General features: G+C 65.9%; 12 protein-coding genes. 8 read left to right on the forward strand and 4 right to left on the reverse strand.

Going from position 1 to position 12,970, the window contains the following annotated elements:
* Window positions 1-207: 207 nt before the first annotated feature.
* Together uvrA and B4F51_RS19735 are read left to right on the forward strand one after the other, a co-directional pair.
* On the forward strand, window positions 208-3,072 hold the full coding sequence (uvrA, locus tag B4F51_RS19730) for an excinuclease ABC subunit UvrA (RefSeq protein ID WP_296228288.1): 2,865 nt from the start codon (window positions 208-210) through the stop codon (window positions 3,070-3,072).
* A gap of 86 nt (window positions 3,073-3,158) precedes the next feature.
* A complete protein-coding gene (locus B4F51_RS19735) occupies window positions 3,159-3,644 on the forward strand; it encodes an adenosine-specific kinase (protein WP_296228289.1) in 486 nt (161 codons plus the stop codon).
* Here B4F51_RS19735 and B4F51_RS19740 read toward each other — a convergent pair.
* The 3 genes from B4F51_RS19740 to B4F51_RS19750 form a co-directional block, all read right to left on the reverse strand.
* Window positions 3,639-5,291 carry a Na/Pi cotransporter family protein gene (locus B4F51_RS19740; protein ID WP_296228290.1) on the reverse strand — a complete coding sequence of 551 codons (1,653 nt, stop codon included), beginning with the start codon at window positions 5,289-5,291 and terminating at the stop codon, window positions 3,639-3,641. The genes B4F51_RS19735 and B4F51_RS19740 overlap by 6 nt on opposite strands.
* A gap of 13 nt (window positions 5,292-5,304) precedes the next feature.
* Window positions 5,305-5,925, reverse strand: coding sequence for a LysE family translocator (locus B4F51_RS19745; protein WP_296228291.1), 621 nt, complete (start codon window positions 5,923-5,925; stop codon window positions 5,305-5,307).
* Window positions 5,926-6,041: 116 nt separating this feature from the next.
* Window positions 6,042-6,650 carry an adenine phosphoribosyltransferase gene (locus B4F51_RS19750; protein WP_296228294.1) on the reverse strand — a complete coding sequence of 203 codons (609 nt, stop codon included), beginning with the start codon at window positions 6,648-6,650 and terminating at the stop codon, window positions 6,042-6,044.
* A gap of 102 nt (window positions 6,651-6,752) precedes the next feature.
* Between B4F51_RS19750 and B4F51_RS19755 the strand changes: the two genes are divergently transcribed.
* Window positions 6,753-7,331 (forward strand): DJ-1/PfpI family protein, encoded by a 579-nt coding sequence (locus tag B4F51_RS19755; RefSeq protein ID WP_296228296.1) that lies wholly within the window; start codon window positions 6,753-6,755, stop codon window positions 7,329-7,331.
* Window positions 7,332-7,373: 42 nt separating this feature from the next.
* The gene (locus B4F51_RS19760) at window positions 7,374-7,778 is read left to right on the forward strand and encodes a ribbon-helix-helix domain-containing protein (RefSeq protein ID WP_296228298.1); all 405 of its coding nucleotides are present in this window, start codon (window positions 7,374-7,376) and stop codon (window positions 7,776-7,778) included.
* Between the two features lie 17 nt (window positions 7,779-7,795).
* Here B4F51_RS19760 and B4F51_RS19765 read toward each other — a convergent pair whose 3' ends face one another.
* Window positions 7,796-9,775 (reverse strand): monovalent cation:proton antiporter family protein, encoded by a 1,980-nt coding sequence (locus B4F51_RS19765; protein WP_296228300.1) that lies wholly within the window; start codon window positions 9,773-9,775, stop codon window positions 7,796-7,798.
* A 323-nt stretch (window positions 9,776-10,098) separates the two neighbouring features.
* Here B4F51_RS19765 and B4F51_RS19770 point away from each other — a divergent pair, with 323 nt between their 5' ends.
* The 4 genes from B4F51_RS19770 (at window position 10,099) to lptA (ending at window position 12,967) form a co-directional block, all read left to right on the forward strand.
* Window positions 10,099-11,082 carry a KpsF/GutQ family sugar-phosphate isomerase gene (locus tag B4F51_RS19770; protein WP_296228301.1) on the forward strand — a complete coding sequence of 328 codons (984 nt, stop codon included), beginning with the start codon at window positions 10,099-10,101 and terminating at the stop codon, window positions 11,080-11,082.
* Window positions 11,083-11,092: 10 nt separating this feature from the next.
* On the forward strand, window positions 11,093-11,680 hold the full coding sequence (locus B4F51_RS19775) for a KdsC family phosphatase (protein WP_296228304.1): 588 nt from the start codon (window positions 11,093-11,095) through the stop codon (window positions 11,678-11,680).
* Between the two features lie 4 nt (window positions 11,681-11,684).
* On the forward strand, window positions 11,685-12,317 hold the full coding sequence (lptC, locus tag B4F51_RS19780) for an LPS export ABC transporter periplasmic protein LptC (RefSeq protein ID WP_296228308.1): 633 nt from the start codon (window positions 11,685-11,687) through the stop codon (window positions 12,315-12,317).
* 65 nt (window positions 12,318-12,382) lie between these two features.
* A complete protein-coding gene (gene lptA / locus B4F51_RS19785) occupies window positions 12,383-12,967 on the forward strand; it encodes a lipopolysaccharide transport periplasmic protein LptA (RefSeq protein WP_296228311.1) in 585 nt (194 codons plus the stop codon).
* Window positions 12,968-12,970: the final 3 nt, after the last annotated feature.

Consider the following 12,970-nt stretch of genomic DNA (forward strand, 5'->3'; position numbering starts at 1 on the left):
AAGCGGAAGTCATGGATGGGGAGGCGGAGGACATGGCGCGAAAACCGCCGCAAAAATGCGACGGCAAGGACACTTGAACGGTCTTCCGAGTTGCCTCACGTGGGGGCCAGCGCTCGTAAAACCGAAGTTCGGTATATTAGCAGGCTTACCCTTTCCCCCCCCCCTCCCGCCGATTGCCGCAGGCGGCCCGCGAGGCGCAAGCCGCACATGGAAGAAATCAAGATTCGTGGGGCCCGTACCCACAACCTGAAGAACATCAACCTCGATCTGCCGCGCAACCAGCTGATCGTGATCACCGGGCTCTCGGGGTCCGGAAAGTCGTCGCTCGCGTTCGACACGCTGTATGCGGAGGGGCAGCGGCGCTATGTGGAATCGCTGTCGGCCTATGCCCGGCAGTTTCTGCAGCTCATGGAGAAACCCGACGTTGACCTGATTGAAGGTCTATCGCCGGCCATCTCCATCGAACAGAAGGCAACGAGCCACAACCCGCGCTCGACCGTCGGCACCGTCACCGAGATCCACGACTACCTGCGCCTGCTGTATGCCCGCGCCGGTACGCCCTACTGCCCAGACCACGGTCAGCCGCTGGAGGCGCAAAACGTGTCACAGATGGTCGATGCCGTGCTGGCGCTGCCGGCCGACACCAAGCTGATGATCCTGGCGCCCGTGGTCGCCAACCGCAAGGGCGAGCACGTCGACCTGTTTGAGGCGATGCAGGCGCAGGGCTTCGTGCGCTTTCGCGTGCGCTCCGGCGGCGGCACGGCACACGAGGCCGAAGCCAAGATCTACGAGGTCGATGACCTGCCCAAGCTCAAGAAGAACGACAAGCACACCATCGAAGTCGTGGTCGACCGCGTGAAGGTGAACCCGGAGCTCAAGCAGCGCCTGGCCGAATCGTTCGAGACCGCGCTGCGCCTGGCCGACGGCCGCGCGGTGGCACTGGAAATGGATACAGGCAAGGAGCACGTCTTCAGCTCCAAGTTCGCCTGCCCGATCTGCTCGTATTCGCTGCAGGAGCTGGAGCCGCGTCTGTTCTCGTTCAACAATCCGATGGGCGCCTGCCCGCACTGCGACGGCCTGGGCCAGATCACCTTCTTCGATCCGAAACGCGTGGTGGCCTTCCCGAACCTATCGCTGGCTTCGGGCGCGATCAAGGGCTGGGACCGCCGCAACCAGTTCTACTTCCAGATGCTGCAAAGCCTGGCGGCGTTCTATGACGTCGACATCGACGTCGCCTTTGAAGAGCTGCCGCAGGAAATCCAGCAGATCGTGCTGCACGGCTCGGGCAAGCAGCAGATTCCGTTCACGTACATCAACGAGCGCGGCCGCACCACGGTGCGCGAGCACGCGTTCGAGGGGATCATCCCCAACCTGGAACGCCGCTACAAGGAGACCGACTCCATCGCCGTGCGCGAGGAGTTGGCCAAGTACCAGAACAATCAGGCCTGCCCCGAATGCGAGGGCACGCGCCTGCGCCGCGAGGCCCGCAACGTCAAGGTGGGCGATGCCGACCAGGCCCGCGCCATCTACGAGATCAACGGCTGGCCGCTGCGCGATGCGCTCACGTATTTCCTGACGTTGAACATGCACGGCGCCAAGCGCGAGATCGCCGACAAGATCGTCAAGGAGATCACCGCGCGGCTGAACTTCCTGAACAACGTCGGGCTCGATTACCTGTCGCTGGAGCGCAGCGCCGATACGCTCTCGGGCGGCGAGGCGCAGCGCATCCGGCTCGCGTCGCAGATCGGCTCGGGGCTGACCGGCGTGATGTACGTGCTGGACGAGCCCTCCATCGGCCTGCACCAGCGCGACAACGATCGGCTGATCGGCACGCTCAAGCACCTGCGCGACCTCGGCAACTCGGTGCTGGTGGTCGAGCACGATGAAGACATGATCCGCGCGTCCGATCATGTGGTCGATATCGGCCCGGGCGCCGGCGTGCATGGCGGCCAAGTCATTGCCGAGGGCACGCCCATGCAGATCGAGCAATCGCCCACGTCGCTCACGGGCGAATACCTCTCGGGCAAGCGCCGCATCGAGGTGCCCAAGCAGCGCACCGCGCCCGATGAAGGGCGCTGGCTGCGCATCATCAATGCCACGGGCAACAACCTGAAGAACGTGTCGGCGGACATCCCCGTCGGGCTGCTGACGTGCATCACGGGCGTGTCGGGCTCGGGCAAATCGACGCTGATCAACGACACGCTGTACCACGCAGTGGCGCGCCATCTGTACGGCTCCACACCGGAGCCGGCCGCGCACGACCGCATCGACGGGCTGGAGCATTTCGACAAGGTCATCAACGTCGACCAGTCGCCCATCGGCCGCACGCCGCGCTCCAACCCGGCCACGTACACGGGCCTGTTCACGCCAATCCGCGAGCTGTTTGCGGGCGTGCCCTCGGCCAAGGAGCGCGGCTACGACCCGGGCCGCTTCTCGTTCAACGTCAAGGGCGGCCGCTGTGAAGCCTGCCAGGGCGACGGCGTGCTCAAGGTCGAAATGCACTTCCTGCCCGACGTGTACGTGCCCTGCGACGTGTGCCACGGCAAGCGCTACAACCGCGAGACGCTCGAGGTGCTCTACAAGGGCAAGAACATCACCGAAGTGCTGGAGATGACGGTCGAGCAGGCGCACGAGTTCTTCGCGCCGGTGCCGGTGGTGCGCCGCAAGCTGCAGACGCTGCTCGACGTGGGCCTCGGCTACATCCGCCTGGGGCAATCGGCGACCACGCTCTCGGGCGGCGAGGCGCAGCGCGTGAAGCTGTCGCTGGAGCTGTCCAAGCGCGATACCGGCCGCACGCTGTACATCCTGGACGAGCCGACTACCGGCCTGCACTTCCACGATATCGAACTGCTGCTCAAGGTCATCCACAAGCTGCGCGACCAGGGCAACACGGTCGTGATCATCGAGCACAACCTCGACGTGATCAAAACGGCGGACTGGCTGCTCGACCTGGGGCCAGAAGGCGGCGCAGGCGGCGGGCAGATCATCGCCAAGGGCACGCCCGAGGATGTGGCGAAGAGCAAGGCGAGCTTCACAGGCAAGTATCTGGCGCCGCTGCTCAAGCGCAAGTAGAAGTAAGGCAGCACGGGCGCGGCAGCTTGCAATCAAGCCGCCGCGCCCTACGATGAAGAGCGTTTCCACCGCACAGGAGCGTCGCCATGGACCTCACCGTGGTGCCCATCGTCAAGCCGGAAGCGTCCAACTTCATCTTTGGCCAATCGCATTTCATCAAAACCGTGGAAGACCTCCACGAGGCACTCGTCGGTGCGGTGCCGGGCATCCGCTTCGGCATTGCGTTCTGCGAGGCCTCCGGCAAGCGGCTCGTACGCTGGTCAGGCAATGACGAGGCGGCACTCCAACTCGCGCGCGACAACGCACTGTCCATCGGCGCGGGCCATACCTTCCTGATCTTCCTGGGCGACGGGTTCTTTCCCGTCAACGTGCTGGCTGCCGTGCGCGCGGTGCCCGAGGTGTGCCGCGTCTATTGCGCCACAGCCAACCCGACGCAGGTGATCGTTGCGCAAACAGAGCTGGGGCGCGGCGTGCTGGGCGTGGTGGACGGCGCCTCGCCGCTGGGCATCGAGACCGACGCCGACATCGCTTGGCGCAAGGACCTGCTGCGGCAGATCGGCTACAAGCTATAAGACCTCTTCCCGCTCTTGCATCCGGCTGCGGTTGAGCAGCCCGGCCTCGTCCAGCACCGGATATGCCGCCGCACAGAACAGCGAGTTCAGCCGCTTGAAGTCGCTGATGATGTCGAGGTGCAGCGAGCTGGTTTCGATGCTCTCGGAGGTCTGCGCCGAGATACGGGTGAGGTGGCTGCGCGCGTAGCGCGTCTCCAGATCGCGAAAGTGCGCCTTCTCCAGCATCAGGCGTTGGGCGCTGGGCAGGTCGCCGGTCAGGAACACCGACATCGACAGCTTCAGGTTGGCGACCAGCCGCGTGTGCATGTCTTCCAGTTCCTGCATGCCGGCCTCGGAAAACGCCAGCTTGTGCGCGATCTTCTTCTCGCGCACGTCCTGCAGCAGACGGTCGATGATGTCGCCGGCGTGCTCGAGGTTGATGGTGAGCGAGATGATGTCTGCCCAGCGCTTGCCCTCGCGCTCGTCCAGCGCCTCGTGGCTGAGTTGCGTGAGGTAGAACTTGACGGCCGTGTAGAGCGCATCGACCTCGTCGTCGACGGCGCGCGTGGTCTGCAGCAGGCGCACGTCGTCGGTCTTGAGCACGCGCAGTGTGTTCTCCAACATCTGCTCGACGCGGTCGCCGATGCGAAGCACCTCGCGCGAGGCATTCCCCAACGCCAACGTGGGCGTAGCCAGCGCCGACGGATCGAGGTAGCGCGGCGCGACCAGCTCGTCGATATGCCGCCCGCCCGGCAAGATGCGCGCACACAGCTTGGCCATCTGGTCGGTGAAGCCGATCAGCAGCGCCGCCAGCGCCACGTTGAAGACCACGTGGAAGGCCACCACCACATGCTGCAACGCCACCCCTGCGTGCGGTGCCAGCACAGCCAGCTTGCCCAGAAACGGCACCACCAGTACCGCACCCAGCACGCGCGAGAGCAGGTTGCCCAGCGTCGCCCGGCGCGCAGCCTGGCTGGAAGCCGGCGTGGTGGCCAGCGCGGCAATCGCGCTGCCGATGTTGGCGCCCAGCACGATCGCAAACGCCGCCTTGACCGACACCGCCGCCGAAGTCGCCAACGTGGCGCAAAAGAGCACCACCGCCAAGCTCGAATAGCACAGCAGCGTGAGCAGCGCGCCGATCAGCATGTTCAGGCCGGTGTCGGCCGAAATCGAACCGAGCAGCACCCGCAGCGCGTTGGCCTCGACCATCGGGCTGGTCGCCACTGCAATCAGCTCCAGCGCCAGCAGGATCAGCCCCAGCCCGATCAGCACACGCCCGAAGTGCCCGACCGGGCTGCCCTTGCGCGACAGGTGCAGGATCACACCGAAGAAGATCAGCAGCGGCGACAGCCATGACAGGTTCAGCGCAAACACCTGCGCCATCAGCGCCGTGCCCACGTTGGCGCCCAGCAGGATCGCCAGCGCCGAAGACACACTCATCAGCCCCTGCGCCACGAACGCCCCGACGATGGTGGCGGTGGCATTGCTGCTTTGCACGAGGCACGTCACGCCAATGCCGGCCAGCAGCGCGGAGAACCGGTTCGATACGCTGCGCGAGAGCAGGCGGCGCAAGTCCGCGCCATACAGGCGCAGCATGCCGACCTTGACGGTCTGCGTGCCCCACACCAGCAGGGCCACCCCCGAGAGCAGCTTGAGCAGCGTGACCATCGATCCCGAAGCCTTACTTGGTCAGCGCCACGCGCAGGCCCAACCCAATGAAGATGCAGCCGCTCACCCGATCGAGCCACAGCGATGCGCGCGGCGTACGGCGCATCCAGCCGCCCAGCGCTGCCGCGCACCAGCCGTACAGGCTGAACACGACGATGGTCTGTGCCATGAACACGCCGCCCAGCAACAGCATCTGCAGCGCCGCATGGCCCGCCTGCGCGTCGACGAATTGCGGCAGGAACACCACGAAGAACAGCGTGACCTTTGGGTTGAGCAGGTTGGCGAACACGCTCTGCCGGAACACCTGCCGCAGGTTCGGCGCCGCCTGTGGTCCACCATTGTTCAGGCCGAAGCCGCCCTTGCTGCGCAGCGCCTGCACGCCCAGCCAGATCAGGTAGGCTGCGCCCAGCCAGCGAATCGCCTGAAACGCCAGGGGCGAAGATTGCAGCACCGCCGCCAGCCCCAGCGCTGCCAACGTGGTGTGGAGCAGGCAGCCCGAGGCAAACCCGGCCGCCGCTGACAGCCCGGCTTTGCGGCCCTGGCTCGCGCCACGTGCGATCACCTGCAGGTTGTCCGGCCCCGGCATCACCGTAATGGCGACGGAAGTCAGCAGAAACAGCAGCACATGCGGCATCGGCGCCTCCTGGCAGCAGCAGAAAAAGAGGAAAGGGCCATGCTACCGCGCACGGCCACGCAGTGTCATATTTTTGTCACATGAGCGGCTGCGGCGGATATGTCGCCCTGAAGTCGTCAATGCCCGTCGAAGCGGCAGACGGTAAAGAGCGGCAGGCCACCCTCGATCAGCAGGCGCGAGCCGCCCAACTCCGGCAGGTCGACGATCGCGGCGCCTTCCACCACCGTGGCGCCCAGGCGTTCCAGCAGGCGCTTGCCGGCCATCATGGTGCCACCGGTGGCGATCAGGTCGTCGATCAGCAGCACGCGGTCGCCGGGCTTGCAGGCATCGGCGTGGATCTCCACCGTGGCGCTGCCATATTCGAGCATGTATTCCTCCGCCACCGTCGTGAACGGCAGCTTGCCCTTCTTGCGAATCGGCACAAAGCCCAGGTTCAGCTCATACGCGACGATCGAGCCCAGGATGAACCCGCGCGCGTCGATGCCCGCCACCAGATTCAGCCCCTGCCCCATGTAGCGGTGGACGAACACGTCCACCAGCACGCGCAGGCTCTTCGGGTCCTGCAGCAGCGGCGTGATGTCCCGGAACATCACCCCCGGCTGCGGCCAATTGGGCACGGTGCGGATGCGGTCGCACAGGTAGCGGGTCACGTCGCCCAGCTCTGTGGAGGCGGGCAACGACGACGGCGTCAGCAAGGCGGCCTGATGGTGGGGAACGTTGGTCATGGTGGAAAGGAGGAGAAGATGGCCCGCGGTAACCGGCTACCACCCACGGCAGGCAACGCGTCACCACAATGGGCAGACCGCAACCATACAGGAGACACGGCGATGGCAAAGAAGATTCTGATGCTGGTGGGTGACTACGTTGAAGACTATGAAGTCATGGTTCCCTTCCAGGCTCTGCAGATGGTCGGCCACACCGTCCACGCCGTCTGCCCGGACAAACGCACCGGTGAAACGGTGGCCACCGCCGTGCACGACTTCGAGGGCGCGCAAACCTACTCCGAAAAGCCCGGGCACCGCTTTACCGTCAACGCCGCGTTTGCCGACATCGACCCCGCCGCCTACGACGCACTCGTCGTGCCCGGCGGCCGTGCGCCTGAATACCTGCGGCTGAATGCCCGCGTGCTCGACATCGTGCGCCACTTCGCCAGCGCCGACAAACCCATCGCGGCCATCTGCCACGGCGCGCAGTTGCTGTCGGCGGCCGGCGTGCTGGAAGGCAAGGCGTGCTCGGCCTACCCCGCGTGTGGTCCGGAAGTCACAGCAGCCGGCGGCAAGTACCAGGACATCCCCGTCGACCAGGCCCATACCGATGGCAAATTGGTGACGGCACCCGCCTGGCCGGCGCATCCCGCGTGGCTCGCGCAATTTCTTGAAGTCCTGGGCACGCGGGTTCTACACTGATCCGGTTGCCCGCCAGCCGGGCACCTGACGAGGAGCCCGGCCATGTGCGAAATCTTCATCCGCGCCAATCCCCATTCGTACGACACCCTGGCCCGCTCGCTACGCCTGCATGGCGTGGCGACCAGCGTGCGCCTGGAATGCCTGTTCTGGGAGGTGCTGGAAGAAATCGGCCAGCGCGACGGCCTGACGGTCAGCCAACTGATCGGCAAGCTGTATGACGAGTTGCTTGAGCATCGCGGTGAGGTTGCCAACTTCGCCTCGTTCCTGCGGGTCTGCTGCCTGCGCTACCTGATGTTGCAGCAGGACGGACGCATTCCGGCCGATACGCGCGTGTCGATCCGGTCGCTCGATGCCGCTGCCGTGCTGGCCGGCCTGCCGCCGAGCATGGCGGATGTCCCGCCGCCGCGCCGCTCGCGCGGCCCGCTCCTCGAAGCGCTGGCCAAGTAGGCCGATGCAGCGCGGCATCAGCGTGCGGAGAGCCGCTCCTCCGCCATCTGCAGCCCCTCGGGCGTGCCGCGCAGCACGACGATATCGCCCAGCTCCAGCACCGTATCCGGCTCCGGATCGATCGCGCGGATGCCTTGGCGGCGGATCGCCGTCACCGAAGTCTTGAAGGTTTCCAGCCCCATCGTGCCGAGCTTGCGGCCGATGGCGGGCGAGCCCGCGGCCAGCGGCACGGAGTGCAGGCGCACGGCGTCGCGCTCGAGCATGTCATCTTCGTCGTCCTGGCCGTGGAAGTAGCCGCGCAGCAGGCTGTAGCGTGCATCGCGCATCTCCTGCGCACGGCGCACCACACGGCGCAGCGGCACGCCCAGCAGCACCAGCGCGTGCGAGGCCAGCATCAGGCTGCCTTCGATGATTTCTGGCACGACTTCGGTGGCGCCGGCCTGCTGCAGGCGGTCCAGATCGGTGTCATCAATGGTGCGCACGATGACGGGCAGCGTCGGCTCCAGCGCCTGCACGTGGTGCAGCACCTTCAGCGCCGAGGCCGTGTCGGCATAGGTAATGGCGACCGCCGACGCACGATGGATACCGGCCGCCACCAGCGATTCGCGCCGCGCCGCGTCGCCGTACACCACGTGCTCGCCAGCGGCGGCGGCATCGCGCACGCGGTCGGGGTCGAGGTCCAGCGCCATGTAGCCGATGCCTTCCTGCTCCACCATGTGCGCCAGATTCTGGCCGCTGCGCCCGTAGCCACAAATGATGACGTGGCGCTCGGTGGCGATGCTCTGTGCAGCGATCTTGGTCATCGCCAGCGACTGCATCAGCCAGTCCGTGCGCGACAGCCGCATGGCGATCGCGTCGCTGTACTCGATCAGGAACGGGGCAAGCAGCATCGACAGCAGCATCGCCGCCAGAATCGCCTGACCCAGCACCGGATCGATCAGCTTCATGCCGTCGATCTGGTTGAGTAGCACGAAGCCGAATTCCCCCGCCTGGGCCAGGCCCAGCGCCGTACGGATCGCCACGCCGCCGCCCGAGCCGAAGGCACGCGCCAGCAACGCGATCAGCACGAACTTGAACAGCACCGGCCCGGTCACCAGTGCCAGCACCAGCGTCCAGTGCTGAACCACTACGCGCGGGTCCAGCAACATGCCCACCGTCACGAAGAAGAGCCCCAGCAGCACGTCGCGGAACGGCTTGATGTCCTCCTCCACCTGCAGCTTGTAGGGCGTTTCCGACACCAGCATGCCAGCCAGGAAGGCGCCCAGCGCCATCGACAGGCCTAGCCGCTCGGTCAGCGCCGCCATGCCCAGCGTCACCAGCAGCAGGTTCAGCATGAACAGCTCCTGCGAGCGGCGCGCCGCCACCAGGTGGAACCAGCGCGAGAACAGCTTCTGCCCCATGAACAGGATCAGCACCAGCGCGATGGTGATCTTCACCGCCGCAATCGACAATGCCAGCACCAGATCGGTCGGGTTCTTGCCCAGCGACGGAACAACGATCAGCAGCAGTACCACCGCCAGATCCTGGAACAGCAGCACGCTGATAATGTTGCGGCCGTGCTCGGTTTCGAGCTGCAGCCGCTCGGCCAGCATCTTCGAGACGATGGCCGTGGACGACATGGCAAGCGCCCCGCCCAGTGCCAGCCCTGACTGCCACGACAGCGGATACCAGTGCGAGAGCAGCAGCGACACCGGAATCGTCAGCAGTATGGTCAACAGCACCTGCGACGCACCCAGTCCCAGCACCAGCCGCCGCATCGAGCGCAGCTTCGAAAGGTTGAACTCCAGCCCGATCGAGAACATCAGGAACACCACGCCGAACTCGGCGAGGTAGCGTGTCTGGGCGGAATCCGGCTCCAGGCCCGTCGCCTTCGGCCCGATCAGGACTCCCACCACCAGATAGGCCAACATGGGCGGCAATTGCAGCATGCGGAACAGCACCACGCCGATCACGGCGGCAATCAACAACACGAGGGTGAGTTCCAGCGGCGAATGCATGCGACGCGAAAAGCCAAGCAAAAAGGGGTTGGACAGGACGGACAGCACCCGGGCATCGTGACGGTGCATACGACAAACATGCCGAGGACAGCACGCAGCGCGTTGCAAGACCGATGCCAGGGTATCAACGAAGAACGCGAAACGCGGGACGCCGCAGTGCAGAAAATGGCGGCGTGGCGGCGGGAAGGAAAGGGGTTCGAAATCAGATTGCCGCGATGCAGCAAAACAGAGCGCCCGCACGCCCCGCTGCTCCCCCGCAGGCCACGCCCCAACACGCCGCAAGTGGCCAGGGACGGTGTCAATCGTTGTTATACTTCGCCGCCATGATAACGAATTTCAATCCGGATCGAGCGCTGGCGCTGGCGCAGCAAACCTTCGACATCGAAGCGCAAGCCGTGCTTGGCCTCAAATCCCAGGTGTCCGCCGACTTTGCGCGTGCGGTCGAAATGGTGCTCGGCTGCACCGGGCGCGTGGTCGTCTCGGGCATGGGCAAATCCGGTCACATTGCACGCAAGATCGCGGCCACGCTGGCCTCCACCGGCACGCCGGCTTTCTTCGTGCACCCGGCCGAAGCCAGCCATGGCGACCTTGGCATGGTTACCCGCGACGACGTCTTCATCGGCTTTTCCAACTCCGGCGAGGTCTCGGAGCTGAACGCCATCCTGCCGCTCATCAAGCGGCTGGGCGCCAAGCTGATCGCCGTGACGGGCAACCCGCAATCCTCGCTCGGCAAACATGCCGACGTGGTGCTCAACTCGCACGTCGACGTCGAAGCCTGCCCGCTGAACCTGGCGCCCACCGCGAGCACCACCGCGCAGATCGCGTTGGGCGACGCGCTGGCCGTGGCCGTGCTCGACGCACGCGGCTTCGGCGCCGAAGACTTCGCCCGTTCGCACCCGGGCGGCTCGCTCGGGCGCAAGCTGCTCACGCACGTGCGCGACGTCATGCGCGCGGGCGACGCCGTACCACGCGTGATGGAAGACACGCCGCTGTCACAAGCCTTGATGGAAATCACCCGAAAGGGCATGGCGATGACCGCCGTGGTCGACACCGACGGCCGCGCCGTGGGCGTCTTCACCGACGGCGACCTGCGCCGCCTGCTGGAAACCCCGCGAGACTGGCGCACCGTGCCGATACACGAAGTCATGCACCGCAACCCGCGTGCGGTTGGCCCGGACCAGCTCGCCGTCGAGGCCGTCGAAGTGATGGAAACGCACCGCATCAACCAGCTCCTCGTGGTCGAGGCTGACGGCATGCTGGTTGGCGCCCTGCACATCCACGACCTGACCCGCGCCAAGGTCATCTGACATTCCGCTGATGAGCGCTCCGGCCGAATCTCCCGTCCACAGCAACATCGATGCACGCTTTCCGCAGGCGATGGAACGCGCCGCACGCGTGCGCCTGATGGTGTTCGACGTGGACGGCGTGCTCACCGACGGCCGCCTGCTGGTCGGCCCCGAGGGCGAGATCAGCAAGGCCTTCGACACGCTCGACGGCCACGGCATCAAGCTGCTGGACCAGGCGGGCATCACGCCGGCCATCATCACCGGGCGGCAGTCCGAAATCGTCGCCTGGCGCGCCGGGGAACTCGGCATCGAACATCTGTACCAAGGGGTGCCCGACAAGCGCGAGGCGTTTGCCCACCTGCTCGCGGCCACCGAACTGCAGGCCGCCGACGCCGGCTACATGGGTGACGACTGGCCCGATCTGCCAGTGATGCAACTGGTGGGCTTTGCCGCCTGCCCCGCCCAGGCCCACGCCGAACTGCGCAGCCGCGCCCACTATGTCGCGCAAGCGACGGGCGGACGCGGCGCGGTGCGCGAAGTGGCCGACCTGATCCTCAAGGCCCAGGGCGCCTACGATGCCCTGCTCGCGCAACTGCTGCAGGCCCCGCAATCCTTCTGACCTCATGGCCAGCGAACGCTCCCAACGCCTCGTCTCCACCGTGCTGCAGATCATGCTGCGCGGCTTGCCGATCCTGCTGATGGCGATCGTCTGCGGTGTCACGTTCCTGCTCGTGCAGGTCAACACGCCACAGACCGATAACGCTGCCAACCAGGCCAAGCGCCATGTCGCCGACTACACCATGGACGGCGTCTCGGCCACCGCTCTGGACGAAAAGGGCGCAACCAAATACCGCTTCACCGGCGTCCACATGAACCATTACGAAGACGACCTCTCGTACGACGTCACCTTCCCGGCGCTGCGCGTCTATGCGCCCGACCGCCCGCAGGTGACTGCCCGCGCCGACCTCGGCAAGATGAATGGCGAGGGCACCGTCATCGACCTGTACAACAACGCCAAGATCATCCGCGCACAGGGCCCGGACACGCACCAGGACCCGCTGATGACCGCCGACTCGACCTACTTCCAGGTGCTGCTCAATGACGACGTCGTGCGCACCGACAAGCCGGTCGAGCTGCATCGCGGGCCGTCGATCATGAACGCCAACGGCCTCGTCTTCAACAACGTGACGCGACAAGTACAATTGCTGGGCAATGTGCGCGGCCGGATCGAAGGGCTGGGGGCGCCGAAGCAGTAAACTGCATGCCCGCCCCCAACCAGCCCTCGCAACGATCGACCGCGCCTCTCTCCAACTCGACTTCCATGACCGACTCCCTCCGTGCCGCCGGCCTTGCTCTCGCCGCCGTGCTGCTGCTCCCGGCCCTGCCCGCATACGCCGAGCGCGCTGACCGCGACAAGCCGCTGGTGCTCGAAGCCGACAACGCCAGCTACGATGACCTGAAGCAGGTCTACCACCTGACCGGCAATGTCGTGCTGACCAAGGGCACCATGGTGCTGCGCTCCGACGAAGCCGAGCTGCGCACCGACCCCGAGGGCTATAACTACGCCATCGCCACCTCCAAGCCCGGCAACCTGGCCTTCATCCGCCAGAAGCGCGACAACGTCGACGAATACATCCAGGGCTATGGCGAGCGCATCGAATACGACGGCAAGCAGGAGATCTCCAAGCTGATCACCCGCGCGCGCATGGAACGCCTGCAGGGCGCCACGCAGCTCGATGAGATTCGCGGCGCAGTCATCACGTACGACGGCCAGAAGGAGTTCTACACGGCCACGGGCGGCGCCGAGAACACCACGGCCGCCAACCCGTCGGGCCGCGTGCGTGCAGTTCTCGCCCCCCGCAGCAGCACCCCGGGCACGCCCGCCGCGCCTGCCGCCAAACCCTGATCC

The sequence above is a fragment of the Ralstonia sp. UBA689 genome, assembly GCF_002298975.1.
Lineage (GTDB): Bacteria > Pseudomonadota > Gammaproteobacteria > Burkholderiales > Burkholderiaceae > Ralstonia.

What these genes read in the sequence shown, in the direction of transcription:
- uvrA (WP_296228288.1), top strand. Translation starts at nt 208, where the DNA reads ATGGAAGAAATCAAGATTCGTGGGGCCCGTACCCACAACCTGAAGAAC.
- B4F51_RS19735 (WP_296228289.1), top strand. Translation starts at nt 3,159, where the DNA reads ATGGACCTCACCGTGGTGCCCATCGTCAAGCCGGAAGCGTCCAACTTC.
- B4F51_RS19740 (WP_296228290.1), bottom strand. Translation starts at nt 5,291, where the DNA reads ATGGTCACGCTGCTCAAGCTGCTCTCGGGGGTGGCCCTGCTGGTGTGG.
- B4F51_RS19745 (WP_296228291.1), bottom strand. Translation starts at nt 5,925, where the DNA reads ATGCCGCATGTGCTGCTGTTTCTGCTGACTTCCGTCGCCATTACGGTG.
- B4F51_RS19750 (WP_296228294.1), bottom strand. Translation starts at nt 6,650, where the DNA reads ATGACCAACGTTCCCCACCATCAGGCCGCCTTGCTGACGCCGTCGTCG.
- B4F51_RS19755 (WP_296228296.1), top strand. Translation starts at nt 6,753, where the DNA reads ATGGCAAAGAAGATTCTGATGCTGGTGGGTGACTACGTTGAAGACTAT.
- B4F51_RS19760 (WP_296228298.1), top strand. Translation starts at nt 7,374, where the DNA reads ATGTGCGAAATCTTCATCCGCGCCAATCCCCATTCGTACGACACCCTG.
- B4F51_RS19765 (WP_296228300.1), bottom strand. Translation starts at nt 9,775, where the DNA reads ATGCATTCGCCGCTGGAACTCACCCTCGTGTTGTTGATTGCCGCCGTG.
- B4F51_RS19770 (WP_296228301.1), top strand. Translation starts at nt 10,099, where the DNA reads ATGATAACGAATTTCAATCCGGATCGAGCGCTGGCGCTGGCGCAGCAA.
- B4F51_RS19775 (WP_296228304.1), top strand. Translation starts at nt 11,093, where the DNA reads ATGAGCGCTCCGGCCGAATCTCCCGTCCACAGCAACATCGATGCACGC.
- lptC (WP_296228308.1), top strand. Translation starts at nt 11,685, where the DNA reads ATGGCCAGCGAACGCTCCCAACGCCTCGTCTCCACCGTGCTGCAGATC.
- lptA (WP_296228311.1), top strand. Translation starts at nt 12,383, where the DNA reads ATGACCGACTCCCTCCGTGCCGCCGGCCTTGCTCTCGCCGCCGTGCTG.